Source organism: Sphingopyxis sp. 22461 (genome assembly GCF_052044915.1).
Taxonomy (GTDB): Bacteria; Pseudomonadota; Alphaproteobacteria; order Sphingomonadales; family Sphingomonadaceae; genus Sphingopyxis.
The window spans coordinates 1-16,715 of the sequence record NZ_JBQENY010000019.1 but is presented as its reverse complement, the minus strand read 5'-3'; the positions used below and the strand labels follow the sequence as shown (position 1 = coordinate 16,715).

Annotated in this window: 15 protein-coding genes, 2 pseudogenes and 1 riboswitch; of the genes and pseudogenes, 11 read left to right on the top strand and 6 right to left on the bottom strand. The window is 65.1% G+C overall.

What is annotated here, in order from left to right; all coding sequences use genetic code 11:
- The first annotated feature begins 54 nt into the window (after positions 1–54).
- The 4 genes from ACTJI5_RS22290 (at position 55) to ACTJI5_RS22275 (ending at position 7,535) form a co-directional block, all read left to right on the top strand.
- The gene (locus tag ACTJI5_RS22290) at positions 55–2,334 is read left to right on the top strand and encodes a BamA/TamA family outer membrane protein (protein WP_440861875.1); all 2,280 of its coding nucleotides are present in this window, start codon (positions 55–57) and stop codon (positions 2,332–2,334) included.
- Complete coding sequence (locus tag ACTJI5_RS22285; protein ID WP_440861874.1) at positions 2,334–6,569, top strand: translocation/assembly module TamB domain-containing protein; 4,236 nt, start codon at positions 2,334–2,336, stop codon at positions 6,567–6,569. The genes ACTJI5_RS22290 and ACTJI5_RS22285 overlap by 1 nt, the downstream gene beginning before the upstream one ends.
- On the top strand, positions 6,569–6,790 hold the full coding sequence (locus ACTJI5_RS22280; RefSeq protein ID WP_440861873.1) for a hypothetical protein: 222 nt from the start codon (positions 6,569–6,571) through the stop codon (positions 6,788–6,790). Before ACTJI5_RS22285 ends, ACTJI5_RS22280 begins: the two co-directional genes overlap by 1 nt.
- Positions 6,769–6,946: riboswitch (yybP-ykoY riboswitch) on the top strand. (Overlaps the previous gene by 22 nt.)
- A 16-nt stretch (positions 6,947–6,962) precedes the next feature.
- Positions 6,963–7,535, top strand: coding sequence for a TMEM165/GDT1 family protein (locus ACTJI5_RS22275; protein WP_440861872.1), 573 nt, complete (start codon positions 6,963–6,965; stop codon positions 7,533–7,535).
- On the opposite strand, the gene galE is transcribed toward ACTJI5_RS22275, so the two are convergent.
- Positions 7,532–8,548, bottom strand: a complete 1,017-nt coding sequence (gene galE / locus ACTJI5_RS22270; protein WP_440861871.1) for a UDP-glucose 4-epimerase GalE — start codon at positions 8,546–8,548, stop codon at positions 7,532–7,534. The two genes, ACTJI5_RS22275 and galE, sit on opposite strands and share 4 nt — an antisense overlap.
- A gap of 174 nt (positions 8,549–8,722) precedes the next feature.
- On the opposite strand from galE, the gene ACTJI5_RS22265 reads away from it, so the two are divergent.
- Positions 8,723–9,244 carry a sigma-70 family RNA polymerase sigma factor gene (locus tag ACTJI5_RS22265; RefSeq protein WP_440861870.1) on the top strand — a complete coding sequence of 174 codons (522 nt, stop codon included), beginning with the start codon at positions 8,723–8,725 and terminating at the stop codon, positions 9,242–9,244.
- Between the two features lies 1 nt (position 9,245).
- On the top strand, positions 9,246–9,893 hold the full coding sequence (locus ACTJI5_RS22260) for an NrsF family protein (protein WP_440861869.1): 648 nt from the start codon (positions 9,246–9,248) through the stop codon (positions 9,891–9,893).
- A gap of 3 nt (positions 9,894–9,896) precedes the next feature.
- Here the strand turns inward: ACTJI5_RS22260 and ACTJI5_RS22255 are convergent, their stop codons facing one another.
- The 3 genes from ACTJI5_RS22255 to ACTJI5_RS22245 are packed head-to-tail and all read right to left on the bottom strand — an operon-like array spanning position 9,897 to position 12,068.
- A complete protein-coding gene (locus tag ACTJI5_RS22255; protein ID WP_440861868.1) occupies positions 9,897–10,220 on the bottom strand; it encodes a DUF3325 family protein in 324 nt (107 codons plus the stop codon).
- Positions 10,210–11,817: a PepSY-associated TM helix domain-containing protein gene (locus ACTJI5_RS22250; protein WP_440861867.1), complete on the bottom strand. Its 1,608-nt coding sequence runs from the start codon at positions 11,815–11,817 to the stop codon at positions 10,210–10,212. Before ACTJI5_RS22250 ends, ACTJI5_RS22255 begins: the two co-directional genes overlap by 11 nt.
- Entirely contained in the window at positions 11,814–12,068 is a 255-nt protein-coding gene (locus tag ACTJI5_RS22245; RefSeq protein ID WP_440861866.1) for an iron transporter, read from the bottom strand. Before ACTJI5_RS22245 ends, ACTJI5_RS22250 begins: the two co-directional genes overlap by 4 nt.
- Positions 12,069–12,198: 130 nt before the next feature.
- On the opposite strand from ACTJI5_RS22245, the gene ACTJI5_RS22240 reads away from it, so the two are divergent.
- A complete protein-coding gene (locus ACTJI5_RS22240; RefSeq protein WP_440861865.1) occupies positions 12,199–14,520 on the top strand; it encodes a TonB-dependent siderophore receptor in 2,322 nt (773 codons plus the stop codon).
- A gap of 464 nt (positions 14,521–14,984) precedes the next feature.
- Positions 14,985–15,392 (top strand): hypothetical protein, encoded by a 408-nt coding sequence (locus ACTJI5_RS22235; protein ID WP_440861864.1) that lies wholly within the window; start codon positions 14,985–14,987, stop codon positions 15,390–15,392.
- 81 nt (positions 15,393–15,473) lie between these two features.
- On the opposite strand, the gene ACTJI5_RS22230 is transcribed toward ACTJI5_RS22235, so the two are convergent.
- Positions 15,474–15,659 carry a transposase domain-containing protein gene (locus tag ACTJI5_RS22230; protein ID WP_440861744.1) on the bottom strand — a complete coding sequence of 62 codons (186 nt, stop codon included), beginning with the start codon at positions 15,657–15,659 and terminating at the stop codon, positions 15,474–15,476.
- Between the two features lie 28 nt (positions 15,660–15,687).
- Here ACTJI5_RS22230 and ACTJI5_RS22225 point away from each other — a divergent pair.
- The 3 genes and pseudogenes from ACTJI5_RS22225 to ACTJI5_RS22215 form a co-directional block, all read left to right on the top strand.
- Positions 15,688–15,888: pseudogene (locus tag ACTJI5_RS22225) on the top strand (transposase domain-containing protein); the annotation flags it as partial.
- Positions 15,885–16,484, top strand: coding sequence for a plasmid pRiA4b ORF-3 family protein (locus ACTJI5_RS22220; protein WP_440861743.1), 600 nt, complete (start codon positions 15,885–15,887; stop codon positions 16,482–16,484). The pseudogene ACTJI5_RS22225 and the gene ACTJI5_RS22220, both read left to right, overlap by 4 nt.
- A gap of 12 nt (positions 16,485–16,496) precedes the next feature.
- Positions 16,497–16,613: pseudogene (locus tag ACTJI5_RS22215) on the top strand (integrase core domain-containing protein); the annotation flags it as partial.
- A gap of 7 nt (positions 16,614–16,620) precedes the next feature.
- On the opposite strand, the gene ACTJI5_RS22210 reads toward ACTJI5_RS22215, so the two are convergent.
- The gene (locus ACTJI5_RS22210; RefSeq protein ID WP_440861791.1) at positions 16,621–16,692 is read right to left on the bottom strand and encodes a hypothetical protein; all 72 of its coding nucleotides are present in this window, start codon (positions 16,690–16,692) and stop codon (positions 16,621–16,623) included.
- Positions 16,693–16,715: the final 23 nt, after the last annotated feature.

Sequence of the window (16,715 nt, the reverse complement as noted above, 5' to 3'; positions counted from 1 at the left end):
TCTGAAAATTCCTGTGTATCGTCAGGCCGTCGATCCTCGCGGATGCGGCCGCTATTGATCGCTGCACCCTCCTTTCTTTGCCTCGCCTGGGCCGGTGCTGCCCATGGGCAGCAAGTCGAACCGCCGCAGGTCGTCCGGACCGTCGACACCGCCAAGACCGACCCGATCACAGCGCCATCGCCGCCGCCGCCTGATGCCGTGCTGCCCGAAGTGGCGCCGATCATCGAGGACGAGGAGTTCGAGAAGGCGATTCCGCCGATCAGCGCCGAAGACGACGCCGAACTCGACCGCCCGCTGGAATCGATCGCCGATTTCGAAAAGCGCCAGGCGGCCGAGGCCGCGAAGGGTGCGAAACCGGCGGCCGAGGGAAACGCAGAAGCGACGGTCGAGACACAGCCGCCGCAGGTGGATGGCGTTGCCGTGCCGGCGCTGGCCGACGGCGATACCGTCGAAGCGATCGGCGACGCTCCCATAAGCGACAGCGAGCTTGCGGCCCCGCTTCCGCCGCTCGAAAATTTCGATGTCGAACCGGTGCAGTTTGCCGAGGCCGAGGATGACAAGGACAATGTCAGCATCGCCTATACCGTTCAGGTGAACGGCCTCGATGCCGCCGATGACAGCACCGATGTCGACCTCGCCGACCTGTTCGGCGATTTGTCGGCGCTTTATGATGGCGATGGAAAGGCCGATAACGCGGCGATGATCCGCGCGCGCCTCACCGCCGATGGCGAGTTGATGCAGCGCGTGCTGGCGTCCGAAGGCTATTATGATGCGATTGTCGATACGCGTATCGACCGCGGCGAGCGTCAGGAAGGGCAGGAACGCCAGCCCCGGTCGATCACCGCGGTGATCGATGTGAAGCCCGGCAAGCGCTACACGCTGGCGGACATCATCATCAACGCGGCGCCGACGGTCCCGCCGACGCTGATCGCCGACAATTTCCCGCTCGCCGTCGGCGAGCCGATCGTTGCGCAGCGGATACAGGGCGCCGAAGCCGCGATCGCGCTCAAGCTGCCGCAAGAAGGCTATCCCTTTGCCAAGGTCGGGCAGCGCGACATATTGCTCGATGGCGCGACGGGCGACGGCGTCTACACCTTGCCCGTCGATATCGGGAAACGATCGCGCTTTGGCGGGATTGAGACGACGGGCGAACTCGCTTTCGAGGCCGAGCATGTCGAGGTGCTCGCGCGCTTCAAGCGCGGCGACCTCTACGACAGCCGCATGGTTGACGACCTTCGACAGGCACTGGTCGCAACCGGGCTGTTCGCGACCGTCGCCGCCGAACCGCAGCCGACGGGCGAAAGCGCGGGCGACGATACCGAATATGTGACGATGCTGGTGACCCAGCAGGCCGGCCCGCCGCGCACGCTGGCCGCCAGCGCAGGCTATGGCACCGGCGAAGGTATCAGGCTCGAAGGCAGCTGGACGCACCGCAACCTGTTCCCACCCGAAGGGGCGCTGACCTTCCGCGGTGTGTTGGGCACGCAGGAGCAGGGGATCGGGGCGACGCTACGCCGCTCGAACGCCGGCCGGCGCGACCGTACCATGGAGCTCGTCACCGAGGTCAAACGCAGCAACTATGATGCATTCAATGCGATTACGGGCCGCGTCGGCGTGCGCGTCAGCTATGATTCGACGCCGATCTGGCAGAAGAAATTCACCTATGCCTATGGCGCCGAGCTGATCGCGACGCGCGAGGATGATTATGATTTCACGACAGGCGAACGCTCGTACGATTTCTACACCATCCTCGGGCTGACGGGGCAGGTCGGGATGGACCGCACCGACAGCCTGCTCGACCCGACGAAGGGCTTTCGCATCACGTCGCTGATCCAGCCCGAAGGTTCGCTCGCCGGGAGCTTCTCGCCTTATGCACGGCTGCGGACCGACATCAGCGGTTATTATCCGGTGACCGACAGCATCGTGCTGGCGGGCCGCGTACGCGTCGGGTCGATTCTCGGCGCGGCGCGCGAGCGGCTAGCGCCGTCGCGGCGCTTCTATGCGGGCGGAGGCGGCTCGGTGCGCGGCTTCGGCTATCAGGAACTCGGGCCGAAGGATCCTAACAACGATCCGATCGGCGGCCGCAGCGTCGCCGAGGCGGCATTCGAGACGCGCTATCGTTTCGGCAATTTCGGCGTCGTCGGCTTTGTCGATGCCGGGCAGGTTTATCGCTCATCGGCGCCGACCTTCCAGAATCTGCGTTTCGGCGCGGGGATCGGCGCGCGCTATTATACGAACTTCGGCCCGATGCGCTTCGACATCGCGACCCCGATCGGGCGCAAGCCGGGTGAGGCGCGCGTCAGCGTCTATGTTTCGATCGGGCAGGCGTTCTGATGGCGGACGACGCGCCTTTCGCCGAAGAGGGAGCCGCGCCGGCGAAAGCCTCGAGCTCGTGGCCGCTCACCATATTGCGTTGGGTCGGGCTGACCCTGCTCGGGCTTGTGCTGCTGTTTGCACTGTTCCTCGTCGGGCTCAACAGCGACGCCGGACGGCGTTTCGTCGTCACCCAGATCGAGAAATATGAATTCGAAAACGGGATGAAGATCGGCATCGGCCGGCTCGACGGGTCGCTCTATGGCCAGATGATCATCCGCAATTTCACGCTGTCCGACACCAAGGGTGTGTTCCTCGCATCGCCCGAGGTCAGGGTCGACTGGCGGCCGATCCGCTATCTCGCCAATCATGTCGACGTCCGCTCGGCCACCGCCGCGACGATGACGATGCGCAAACTGCCCGAGTTCAAGGTCGTTCCCGACACCGGCGAGCCGCTGCTCCCCGATCTCGACATCGACGTCGGGCTGGTGCGTGTCGATCGTTTCGTTTTCGAGCCCCCGGTGGCGGGCGAGCGCCAGATTGCGAAATTGAACGGCAAGATCGCGATTGCCGACCGCCGCGCGCAGGTTACCGCCAATGCCGAAACGATCGCGGGCGGCGGCGGACAGGGCGATGCGCTGAAACTGGTGCTCGACGCGGTTCCCGAGGCGAACCGGCTCGGGGTCAAGCTCGACGTCACCGCGCCGCAGGGCGGCGTGCTCGCAGCGATGGGCGGGTTCAAGGAAACGCTGACCGCGAAGCTCGACGGACGCGGCGACTGGAAAGCATGGAACGGCAATCTGACTGCGAACCTCGGCGCGGCGCCGCTCGCGCGCGTCGCGCTGACCGGGCGCGACGGCACCTTTGCCGCAAAGGGGACGGCGCGGGCCTCGCGGTTGCTGACCGGGCCGATGACCGAGATATTGGGCACCGAAACCGCGATCGACCTGACCGCACGGCTTCAGGAGCGCAACGCCGCGATCGACGGGCGGCTGTCCTCCGATGCCGCGCAGCTCGGGATCAGCGGCGGCATCGACCTTGGCAACAGCCGCTATGAAGGGCTGAAACTCGCGGCCAATATCCTCCGCCCGAGTGCGATTGCGCCGGCGGTACGCGCCAACGGCCTGCGCGCGACGGCGACGCTCGACGGCGCGTTCGCGTTGCCAACGGTGGAATATCAGGCGAATGCCAACAGCCTCGCGTTCAACGACATTGTCGTCGAGGGGATCAGCCTCGCGGGCAAGGCGCGCGTCGATGCCGACCAGATCGTCATTCCCGTCGCGGGCAGGGCCACGCGCATTCGCGGACTCGATACCGTCGCCGGCGGTACGTTGGTGTCGGTCCGGCTCGACGGCGACCTTGCGTACAGCAATGGCCGCATCCTCAGCGACAATCTGCGCCTGCGCTCGCCGCGTATCGATGCAAAGGCGATCATCATCGCCGACCTCAACAAGGGTTTCTACACCGGCGCGATCGACGGGCGGATCAACGATTATCGCATCGAGAGCGTCGGCATTTTCGACATCGACACCGATGCCGATTTGAAGACCGCGCCGCGCGGCGGGTTCGAGATCGTCGGCCGCGTCCGCGCGCGTTCGACCAAATTGTTCAACTCGGGCGTGCGCGATTTCCTCGGCGGCAATGCGACCGCGTCGAGCGACGTGCGCTATGGCACCGATGGTATGATCCGTTTCGCCAATCTGCGGATGTCGGCGCCGCGGCTGCGGGTCACGGGCGGGCAGGGAAGCTATGCGCCCAACGGCCAGATCCGTCTGACGGCGCGGGCGAATTCGACCGACTATGGCCCCGTCGGGGTCCAGCTTGCCGGGACGATCAGCGACCCGCGCGCGGTGGTGACCGCTTCACGGCCGGGGCTCGGCATCGGGCTCGCCAATCTGGTGGCCAAGATCAACGGCGCGAAAAACGGCTATCGCCTCGCGGCGACCGGCGACACTGATTATGGCCCGCTGTCGGCCGACGTCGTGCTGCGGACCGCGTCGGGACCGCTCACGATCGATGTCGAGCGCGGCGACCTGTCGGGGATCGGGTTCAACGGACGGCTGGTCAAGAGCGACGCGGGACCCTTCGTCGGCCAGCTCAACGCGTCGGGACAGGGGCTCGGCGGTCTCGTCCGGCTGACCGCTGCGGGGCAATATCAGGCCGCGGCGATCAACGTCCGCGCCAACGATGTCGTGCTTCCCGGTGCGGCGAAACTCGCGGTCGGTTCGGCGATCGTCGATGCCGATGTGACGCTCTACGACACGCCGCATATCGTCGCCGATATCCAGATCGCCGACACGCAAATCCGCGACTATGACATCGCGGTTGGGCGCGTGAAGATCGACTATCGGGGCGGCAGCGGCAAGGCGCAGGCATTGGTCGAGGGCACCAGCGGCGTGCCGTTCCGCATCGCCGCCAACGCCGACCTCCAGCCCAAGCTCTGGCGCGCGGCGGTGCAGGGGCGCGCGACCGGGATCAATTTTCGCACGACAACGCCCGCGCGCATCATCCCCGGGGCCGACGGCTACGAACTTTTGCCGACGAACATCACCCTCGGCCGTGGCAGCCGCGCGCGGATTGCGGGGCGCTTCGGCGACGGCATCATGCTCCAGAGCCGGCTCGAACGCGTCAACATGGCGATCCTCAACGCAGTCTATCCCGACATGGGGCTCGGCGGCCGCGCGACGGGCAGCCTCGATTTCGAGCAGGCCAATTCGGACAGCTTTCCGCGCGCCGACGCGCGGCTAACGATCACCGACTTCACCCGCACCACCGCGGCGTCGGTCAGCCAGCCGGTCGACGTCAATTTCGCGGGCAAGCTCCTCGCCGACGGCGGCGAGGCGCGCGCGGTGATGCGCAAGCGCGGCAGCGTCATCGGGCGAATGCAGGCATCGCTACGCCCGCTCGGCCCCGGCGCGGGCGGCTGGACCGAACGGCTGATGGCGGCGCCGCTCGGCGGCGGCATCCGCTACAACGGCCCCGCCGACACGCTCTACTCCTTTTTCGGCCCGGCGACGCAGCATGTGTCGGGACCGATCGCGGTCGCCGCCGATTTTAGCTGCAGCGTGTCCGATCCGTGCCTGCAGGGCGTCGTTCGCGGCAAGGACATGGTCTATGAGAACCAGACCTATGGCACGCGGCTGACCAATATGGTCGTGAACGGCCGCTTCACCGGCAACCGGCTGGAGATCGAGCAGCTGACCGCGACCGCCGGTGAAGGCACCGTCCAGGCCAAGGGCTATATCAGCCTTGCTTCGGCCGACGGCTATCCGATGAACATCTCGGCGACGCTCGACAATGCGCGCCTCGCCAAGAGCGAGAATATCGCCGCGCGCGCGACGGGTAATCTGACGCTCGAAAAGGTCGCGGGGCAGACCGCGCTCCTGTCGGGCAGCCTTCGCCTTCCCGAAACGCGCTATCGAATCATTCGCGAGGGTGCCGCGCAGGTTCCGGTCCTGACCGGGGTGCGGCGCAAGCCGCCTGCGGGCCGCCAGCGGATCAGCGGCGACGGGCTTGCGGCGGTCGGCGGCAGCCTGTTCGATCTCATCCGCCTCGACATCGCGCTGAAAGCGCCTGACGAAATCTATGTTAGCGGCATGGGACTCGAATCCGAATGGAAGGCGGATGTCGTGCTGCGCGGAACGACGCAGGATCCGCGCGTCACCGGCGAAATCGAATTGGTGCGCGGTACGCTCGGCTTTGCAGGGCGCTCGTTCGAGCTTCAGGAGGGCAGGGTAACCTTCCCGACCGGCGAAGCCTTCGACCCCGCGATCCGCCTGCTCGCGAGCGACACGATCGAGACCGTTACGGTGAGCATCAGCGTCACCGGCCGCGCGAGCAATCCGCAGATCGCCTTCTCGAGCGTTCCCGGCCTGCCGCAGGACGAAATCGTGTCGCGCATTCTGTTCGGCGATTCGATCACGACGCTGTCGCCGTTGCAGGCCGTGCAACTCGCCTCGTCGCTCAACACGCTAAGTGGCACCGGCGGCGGATTGAGCCCGCTTGGTTCGCTCCAGTCGGCGACGGGGATCGACCGGCTGCGCGTGCTCGGCCCCGACGATACGGTCGGGCGCGGAGCGGCGCTGGCGGCAGGGCAATATATCACCAAGGACATTTATCTGGAGGTGATCACCGACGCGCGCGGCTATACGGCGACGCAGCTCGAAATCAGCCTGACCCCGGCGCTGTCGCTGCTCAGCCAGGCGGGCGGATCGGGCGGATCGAACCTCAGCATCCGTTACCGCAAGGATTATTGATGCGCGCCGCGGCCCTGCTCGTCCCGTTGCTGCTGCTCGCGGCGTGCAAGGACGAGCCGCGTTTCGAGGAACGCTACGACAAGGCCGCGAAGGAGATAGAGGCGCGCGCGAAGGCGATGGATGCCGACATCGCGAAATCCGACGCTGCCGCCGCGGCCGCATCGGAAGGCTTGCAACCCGCGGCCAAGCCGTCTAACGCGCCTCCGTCATCTGGGGAGTAGCCAGCCGTCGTTCGCGACGGGCCACCGTGTCAACATACTCGGCCGAGAGGTCGTGGTGCGGTGGAAGCGGGAGACCGCTTGGGCGAGACCAATGGCATCGACCTTCGTCCGGGCCGGGCGGCGGGTTTGATGTCTATTGGAATCGCGAAGCCGCTCGGCCCCGGAGTACCCCATGGAAGCCCTGTTCACCTCGACCGCCGTCGTTGCGCTCGCCGAAGTCGGCGACAAGACGCAGCTGCTCGCGATCCTGCTCGCAACGCGGTTCAATCGCCCGGTGCCGATCATTCTCGGCATTTTGGTCGCGACGCTCGCGAACCATGCGCTGGCGGCGCTGCTCGGCGCATCGGCCGCCGCTTTCCTTGACAGCCCGGTTTTCCGCTATGCAATCGGCCTGTCGTTTATCGCGATGGCGGCGTGGACGCTGATCCCCGACAAGTTCGAGGACGATGACGCGCCGAAGCCACGGTTCGGGGCGTTCCTGACGACGCTCGTCGCCTTCTTCCTCGTCGAGATGGGCGACAAGACGCAGGTCGCGACGATCGCGCTCGGCGCGCAATATCACGACATCGTCGCCGTCACCGCAGGCACCACGCTCGGCATGATGATCGCCAACGTCCCCGCGATCTTCCTCGGCCACGAACTGCTCAAGCGCGTCGATCTGGCGAAGGTTCGCAAGGTCGCTGCGGGCCTGTTCCTCGTGATCGGCCTGTGGGTGCTGGTGCAGACTGCTGGCTGGCTGAGCTAGTCGGCGTTGCGCCCGGCAAGGGTGCGCTCGAAATTCCAGCTCGACGAGCACATCGCGTCGAGGTCGCGCTCCGCCGTCCAGCCCAGTTCGCGCGCGGCGCGGTCGGGGCTGGCGAAGCAGCTTGCGACATCGCCGTCGCGGCGCGGCGCGATGCGATAGGGGATGCGGACGCCGTTCACGCGTTCGAACGCCTCGACCATGTCGAGCACCGAATAGCCCTGGCCGGTGCCAAGGTTCCATATCGACAGCGGCTGGTTGGCCTGCGCGATCGCGGCAAGCGCCGCGACATGGCCGTCGGCCAGGTCGACGACATGGATATAGTCGCGCACCCCGGTGCCGTCGGGCGTGTCATAATCGTTTCCGAACACCGACAGCTCGTTCAGCCGCCCGGCGGCGACGCGGCTGACGAAGGGCATCAGATTGTTCGGAATGCCGTTCGGATTTTCGCCGATCAGCCCGCTGTCGTGCGCGCCGACGGGGTTGAAGTAACGCAGGATCGCGATCCGCCAATCGGGATCGGCGGCGGCGACGTCGGCGAGCATTTCCTCGATCATCAGCTTGGTGCGGCCATAGGGGTTGGTCGCCGAGGTCGGGTGATTTTCGTCGAGGGGCAGATATTGCGGCTGGCCATAGACCGTGGCGCTCGACGAGAAGACGAGCGTCTTGGCGCCGCAATCGGCCATCGCCTCGAGCAGCGACAATGTGCCGCGGACATTGTTGTCGTAATATTTCATCGGCTCGGCAACCGATTCCCCGACCGCCTTCAGCCCGGCGAAATGGATGACGGCCTCGATCGCATGGTCCTGCATCACGCGGCGCAGCGCATCTCCGTCGCGGATATCTCCTTGGACGAGCGGAATCGGCTGGCCCGTGATCGCCTCAAGCCGCGCCATAACCGACGGGTCACTGTTCGACAGATTGTCGAAGCACACCACATGATGGCCCGCTGCCAGGAGCGGTGCTGCGACATGGCTGCCGATATAACCCGCACCGCCCGTCAGTAGAATATTCATTGCTCGATCATCTCCATGCGCGCGCAGCGACCGTCGCGGGTGGACCTATTCTATCCGCGACATCCTGCCAAATCATTGCCCGTCGGCCATGTGCCGCTTTTCGTGTAACCTTCGCGGGGATATCGGCGAACAGGTCATCAAACGCCGTCATCCGCTTTTATTAGGATCCGCCAATTGAGCATCGACGAACCTTCGCTGGCGCGCCTGATGGCCGCATCGCAGCGGGGGGACCGCGCGGCCTATCGCGCGTTGCTCGGCGATTGCCGTAAATGGCTCGCGCGCTACTTCGCGCGGCGGATCGCACCGCACCATATCGACGATCTAGTGCAGGAAACTTTGGTGTCGATGCATCGCAAGCTCGCGACATGGGATAGCAGCAGGACTTTCCTGCCATGGCTTGCGGCGATCGCGCGCTATCGCTGGATCGACATGCTCCGCCGCCAGCGCGACGAGGCCGAGCTGGGCGACAACGATGCCGCGGTCGGCGCCGGGGACGAGGCGGTGCACGCCAAGCTCAGCATCGACCATCTGCTGACGCTGCTTCCGCCGGGGCAGGCGCAGGCGATCACGCTGGTGAAGATCGAGGGCGCCTCGATCGCAGAGGCATCGCAGATTTCGGGGCAGAGCGAATCGCTCGTCAAAGTGAATATCCATCGGGGGCTCAAAAAGCTCGCCGAACTGATTGAGAGTGAGTGAGATGAAGGACGCATCGATCGACGATCTGATCGACGGCTTGGCAAGCGACCTGAAACCCGTGCGCCCGCGGCGCGTCGTGCGCGGGTCGCTGTGGGTCGCGGTCGGATGGCTGGGCGTCGGCGCCTTGCTGGTCGGGCTGTTCGGGAGGCGGCACGATCTCGCCACGGGCGTAATGCCGCCGCTTTCGATGCTCGCCTTCTGGTTGCTCGCCGCTGCGGGTGTCGCCGCTGTATGGAGCGCGCTGCGCATGGGGCTGCCCGGGGTCGGGCGCGACTATGGTGGCTGGCGCTGGGCGGTCGGGGCGTTGCTGGCGTTGCCGCTCGCGGCGCTGTTCGTGTTTTTCGGTGATGCGCATGGCCCCGCTGACACCGCGCGGCGCGGTTTCGACATACATTGCCTCGCGCAAGGCGTGGTTTCGGGGCTGGGCGTTGGGGCGGCGCTGTTCCTCTGGCTGAGGGCGAGTGCACCGACGTCGCCGACGCGCGCGGGCTGGGTGATCGGGGTTGCGGCGGGCGCGGCCGGGGCAACGATCATCGCGCTGCTGTGCTCGAGCGACGACCTTGTCCACATCACGCTCTGGCATGCGTCGGCGGTGCCGCTCTCGGCGATCGCCGGCCGGCTGATCCTGCCCCGCTTCCTGCGCTGGTAAGCGTCAGCCGAGCGGTATCAACATGCCAAGCGCCACCGCCGCGGTGGCGAGCCCCGTGACCAGTGCGCCCCTCGGCCAGCGTGAAAGCAGCAGCACGAGCGGCAGCCCGGCGATCGAGACCATGCCGATGAAGGCGACGGGCCCCTGATAGGGACCGAAGTCATGAACGGCGCGCCACGCCGCGAGAATGATCAGCACCGCGGCGAAGGCGCGCAAGGTTGCGACCGCCGGGAGCCCCTCGAACGCGACGTCCCGCCGCAACCGGTGGGTGCTCAATGCAAGGCACGCGAGCGCCGCATAGGAAAGAAGCGCAGGCTCAAGGCGCATCGACGGCCTCGCGCAAGGCACTGGCGGGGCGTGGCGCCGTGCGGGGTTTCCGTGCCGGGCGCAACGATATTTGCGCGGCCCGCCAGGCGCCGAAGCCAAGCAACGCGCCCGTCGCAATCATCGCGAGATCGAACGCGACGAACAACCAGTCGCCGTTCGCGAAAGACCGGAAAAACCCCCGATCGGTCGTGAGCGCGTTGACCAGCGGCAGCGCAACGAAAGCGACCGCCGCAATCGCCAGCGTTTCGGTCCAGGCGCGGCGGATCGGCCGCAAACAGGCCAGCGCCGCGAGCCCGAACCAGCTCCAGAACATGATGCTGACCTCGACGTCGCCACGCGCCGGCAGCGTCGCCGGCAGCAGGCGGTTGGCGAGCAGGAACGCCGCCATGCCCGCGGGAAGACAGGCGATCGCGCCGACGTTCAGCCGCTCGGCCAATCTTATTCCGAAGAAGGGCGCTGCGCCCGGACGCTTGCGCTTCACCGTCCACAGCATGAGCCCCGTGCCGACCATCGCCGTACCCGCGAGGCCGAGCAGGAAATAGGTCCAGCGCAGCACGGGGCCGGCGAAACTGCCCATGTGCAGACCGAGCATGACCCCGCTTGTCTCAGCCGCCGGGCCGGGAGGGGGGGATGCCGATAGCCGCCGGCCATCGACGCCCGAAAAGACGATCGATCCGCCGCGCGCATTGAGCCGGTCCTTCGCGCTCTGGAACAGGGTGACGGTGGCAGTCTCGTCATTCGGATTGCGAACAACCATCGTCGCGGGCCGGCCGCCGCCCCATTCTTCGGATGCCTTGGCGATAAGCGGCGCGACGGGCGTCAGCGCGGCAGGGCGCCCCGTTGCCTCGGCGTCGGGCTCGGCGCCGAAGACCGCGGCCTCGAAGGTCGCCGGGTCCTTGTAATTCGCCTGGATCGGCCAGGGCATATACATCGCCACCAGCGTGATCAGCCCGGTGTAGGTAATCATCGCGTGAAAGGGCAGGGCGATCACCGCCGATACATTATGCGCATCGAGCCAGCTGCGCTGCCCCTTGCTCCACCGCAGCGTGAAGAAATCGACGAAGATGCGCTTGTGCGTGATGACGCCCGAGATGATCGCCGTCAGCATCGCCATCGCACAGAGCCCCGCGAGCCAGCGCCCCCATGGATGCGGAATCTGGAGCTGGAAGTGAAAGCGATAGAAATGCTCGCCGCCGCGCGTGTCGCGCGCCGTCACTTCTTCGCCTGTCGCCGGGTCGAGCCGTAGTTCGGCGCGGCGCGGCGCCGGCTTTGCATTCGGATCGGGGTTCGGACGTTCGCGAATGAAGATGCGCGTTGCGGTCGTGCGCGCATCGGGCAGGGTGATGAACCATTGCTCGGCGGTCGGGGCGACCTTTTGCAGGTGCGCGACCGCGGTGTCCGCGGCGGTCGCGGCCGTGACCGGGCGCAGGTCGATCTCGGGCTGCATCCAGCGCGTGATTTCGGGCCGGAAATAGCTCGCGGTGCCGGTGAGGAACATCGCGAACAGGATCCAGCCCGCGAGCAGCCCGAGCCAGCCGTGAATCCACGCCATCGACTGGCGAACGCCCGTCGCCGCGTTCGATGCCGCTTTGCTCATAGCGCCGGTCCCAGCAGCCACAGGCATCCGACCGACCCGAAGGCGAGGCCCCAGATGGCGGCCGTGACGCGCGCAAGCCGCGTTTCATGGAAGGCCCAGAGGATGAGGCCGGCATAGACGAGGAAGGACAGCGTCATCGCCCATATCGTCGCCTCGGCGCGGTCGATCGGTGCGATCCGCGCGAGGAGCGAGACGAAGCCTGCCGTCGCGGCATAGCCGCCGACGATCGCGGTGAATGCCCGCGCAGCCATTCGGCCGTTCGCGATAGATGAGCCCGCCATTTTCCCCTTCATCGTCAATCGTCCGACTGCGGCTTGCCCTAAACAGATTATGCGACTAGCTGCAACTGCGAATCTGTAGCAATAGCAATAAGGGGTTATCATGAAGCCGAATTCGCGCGCCGTCGTGCGGTCGAATATGTCGCGCGCCGCGCTTGCCGCAGCGATGCTTGTGGGCGCGCAGCCCGCCTGGGCCGCCGAAGACGCGGTCGAGAGCGGCGGGGCAGGCGAGACGATCGTCGTAACCGGCCTCCGCGAAGCCAGCGTCTCGTCGGCGACCAAGACGGGAACCCCGCTGATCGAAACGGCGCAGACGATCACGGTGATCGACAGCGAAGAGCTGGAGCGGCGCAATGCGATCTCGCTCAACCAGGCGGTCGGCTATGTCGCCGGCGTCGCGGCGAACCAGCGCGGCGGCACGGTGTCGCGTTACGACCAGATGTCTCTGCGCGGCTTTTCGCCCGGCTTTTTCCTCGACGGCATGCGGCTGATCGCGGGCCCCTATTCGACCCCGCAGACCGATTTCAACCGCATCGAGCAGATCGACATCATGAAGGGGCCGGCCTCGGTCCTTTATGGCAATGGCACCCCGGGCGGCCTCATCAACCTGTCGAGCAAGAAGCCGGAAGCCGAAGCCTTCGGTCGTTTCGAGGCGCAGGTCGGCAATTATGACAGCCTGCGCTTCGTCGGCGACATCAACCAGCCGCTCGATGCCGAGGGCAAGTGGCGCGTGCGCCTTGTCGGCGGGTGGCAAAAGGCTGACGGCTTCACCAAGCGCACCGAGAGCGAGCGCTATCACATCAGCCCGATGATCGCGTTCGCGCCCGACGACCAGACGAACATCACCCTCATCGCATCCTATCAGCATGCGCCGTCGGGGAGCGGCTATTCGGGGGTGCCGGCCTATGGCAGCGTGCTACCCAGCCCCGCCGGGCCGGTCGAATATCATATCAACACCGGCGATCCGGCCTATGAGGTCTATGACCACAAACAGAAGTCGGTCGCGCTCTTGTTCCGGCGCGAGTTCAACGAACATCTGGCGTTCCGCTCGAACGTCAGGTTCCAGAACAACAAGCTGAGCTACCGCCAGCTTTATGTCGGCGGCTTTGCGACGACGGGCACCGGGCTCAATATCAACACCGATTACAGCACGATCATCCGCGGCGGCGGCGGCGCCGACGAGGATTTCGACACGCTGACGATGGACAGCAGCTTCAACGCGAAGTTCGAAACCGCGGGCATCGAGCACGACATATTGGTCGGCCTCGATTATCTGCGTATCACCGGCGAGAATTTCCAGCAGTTCAACACCGGGCAGACCGCCAACCCGCTGACGAGCATCCCGAACCTCAACCTCTACGCCCCCGTCTATGGTGTCGGCATCCCCAGCCTCGACCTGAAGCTGCTCTCGCCCGCCTACACCAACAGCTATACCACCCGCGACCAGACCGGCATCTATATCCAGGACCAGGTGAAAATCGGCGGGCTCCACCTGATCGCGAGCGGCCGGTGGGACTCCTATGATCAGCGCACGCTCAACAAAAAGAATCGCGTGCTGACGCCGCTCTCGCAAAGCGCCTTCACGATGCGCTTTGGCGCGCTCTATGAGTTCGAATTCGGCCTGTCGCCCTATGTGAGCTACACCGAATCCTTCGAACCGCAGGCGGGCGCCGACTATCTCGGCAATCCCTTCTCGCCGACCACGGGCAATATGTATGAGGCGGGGCTCAAATATCAGCCGCGCGGCCTGAATGCGCTCATCACGCTGTCGGCCTATGAGCTGAAGCGGCAGAATGTCCCCGTCGGCGACCCGCTCGCGGGCACCGGCGGCCGTCCGACGAATTCGCAGATCCAGATCGGCGAAACGCGCGTGCGCGGCGTCGAACTCGAAGCCCGCGGCGAGCTCCGCCCGGGACTCGATATCATCTTTGCCGGCACCTACACCGATGCGCTGATCACGCAGGGGGCGCCCGCGGTTCCCGCGTCGGTGCCGACGCCCACCCGGCTGGGCACCACGGGCACGCCGTCGACCACGGGCACCGTCCCGCTCGGCGTGCCCGAGTGGCAGGCATCGGGCTTCCTGTCGTACGATTTCGGCCGCGGCGGGGCGGGTGAGGGGCCGCTTGGCGGCCTGAGCCTCGGCGCGGGCTTCCGCTATGTTGGCGGCTCTTTCGGCTCGACGAGCTACAAGGTCGTGAACAGCGTGACGACCTTCGAACTGTTCAAGACGAAGAGCTTCACTTTGTTCGACGCGATGCTCGCCTACGACCTCGGGCATGCCAGCCCGGCGCTGGACGGCCTCAGCGTCGCGGTGAACGCACAGAATCTGTTCGACAAACAGCATGTCTCGTCCTGCTTCTTCTCGAACAGCTGCTATTTCGGCGCGTCGCGGACCGTCGTGGGGGCGCTGCGCTACAAATGGTGAGGTTTCGTCCGGCTTAGCCGGGCGGATAGTCGAAAGGCCGGCTTTCGGGCGAAGCGACCCGAAGGTCGGCCTTTTGCGTGCCATGTCCGCACGGGAGGAGCACAAGAGGTGATCGGTAGGGCGACACCTATGCGCCTTACTGTGTTGAAAAACTCCGGAGGCGCATCTCGCCCAAGTCGCCGGCGTAAGAAACATATCGAGCGAGGCCAGGCAGTGATTTAAAATTATGTCACGACTGGGAATGATGTAATTTGCACTCGCTCCGATGTGTCCAAAGCCAATGACAGAGTTTTTCAACACAATACGCCTGACGTCTGACGTTCCAAAACTTTTGCGAAACGCATGTAAGCTGCCATTTTGCGATTTTGCGAAACGTCAGCTAACGAGCGGTTTCAGTCAGCAACGTGCGGACGGACGAACCCCTAGCCACGTGACGTTAAGATGCATCGGATCATGGAGCGCCGATGGAGAGCCTTATCGAATTTTATCGGCCGCTCAGCGCCGCAATCGGCGCGATGACTGGTGCGTCGGACAGCCTCGCTCATGTGCACGGCGGGATGTTGATCTTGTTCATCGCCCGGATACTGACGCGCCGATCATTGGCGACGTGGACGCCGTTTCTGTTCGTGTTAACCGCTGCGCTCGCGAAAGAGGGCGCTGACAGGATCGCCCATGGTGCCTGGCGGCTCCCCGATACGACGTTCGACATTATCAATACCATATTTTGGCCGTTCGTCCTGATGGTCGGCCTAAGGTGGCGCCGCGCTCATCCTCAGAAAGAAGGGGAAACATTTCAGGCCGACGTCCCGATAGACCCCAGCGCGAACTCTTCAGATGAAAACGTTTCGTCCGGAAACTTCTCTTCCTCATAGTCATCTTCGGCGACGAAATTATCCATATCAGGGCCGAGTCACGGCTTCGTAAGGTAAGCGCTGTTCTCAGCCCACGTCGACCTAGGGTATGAGATTCCCAACGTTATTCGCCGGGTGACCATTGGCGAGTTTGCTGAGCGTCTCGGTCATCCAGTCGTGTGGGTCCATGCCGCTGGTGTTGCAGTTTTCAACGAGCGTGGCGATCATCGCCCGGTTGTCGCCGCCCTCGTCGGCGCCGGCAAACAGTGCGTTCGTGCGGTTATGCATACCTTTCCATAACCGCAAGTCATGACGGTTCGCCGGCTCCGACCGCGGCGGTGAGCGCGCCGCCGATCTCTATTCACTCATCGTCACCGCCAAGCTCAATGATATCGACCCGCAGGTCTGGCTCGCCGACGTCCTTGACCGCATCGCGAGCATCGCGCAAAACCGTCCCCACGAGCTTCTCTCCCGGGGATGGCGGACACGCCAGCCCGCACTTCAGGTCGCCGCATGACGCTTATCGCCCGCCTCAAGATCGTCCTCAGGGATATCGAGCCGAAGGTCATGCGCCGGATCGAGGTGCCGCTGTCGATCAATCTCGACCGGCTTCACACGGTCATCCAGATCGCCATGGGCTGGACCGACACCCATCTCTACGAGTTCCGTTTCGCCGGCGACGCCGCCTTCGGCATTCCCGATCCCGACTATCTTTCCAGCATGAATGATGCCCGCAAGACCACCCTGCGCTCCGCGATCGACGACTGCGGCGGCAAAACCTTCCGCTATATCTATGATTTTGGCGACTATTGGGACCATGCCGTCACCGTCGAACGGATCGAAGCGCGTGTGCCGGGCTTTCCCTACCCCTCGCTCCTCGCCGCCACCGGCCGATGCCCGCCCGAGGACGTCGGTGGGTCTCCCGGCTATGCCGAGTATCTCGAAGCACTCGCTGATCCGGACCATCCCGAGCATGAAGACATGCTCGAATGGGGCGGCGATTTCGATCCCGACAAAATCGATATCGCCGACATCGCAATTCGCCTCACGGATATCGGTCTGGCGTGGGAACGAAAACCCCACCGTAAAGCCCACGCTACACCAAAGTCATAGAACCCGCAGCCTTCACCAAATGATGCAACGCAGAACGGGTTCGTCGAGAGCTTCAATGGTCGCATGCGCGACGAGCTGCTCAACGAGACGCTGTTCTTTACGATCGGTCAGGCCCGCACGATCGTAAGCGATGTTTTCAGGCCACGGCGGTCCAGGGCATGAGGTTGCGGACGGCATTGGCGGGATGCCCGTTGGCGAGCTTGGTCAGTATTTCGGTCAGCCAAGTGTGGG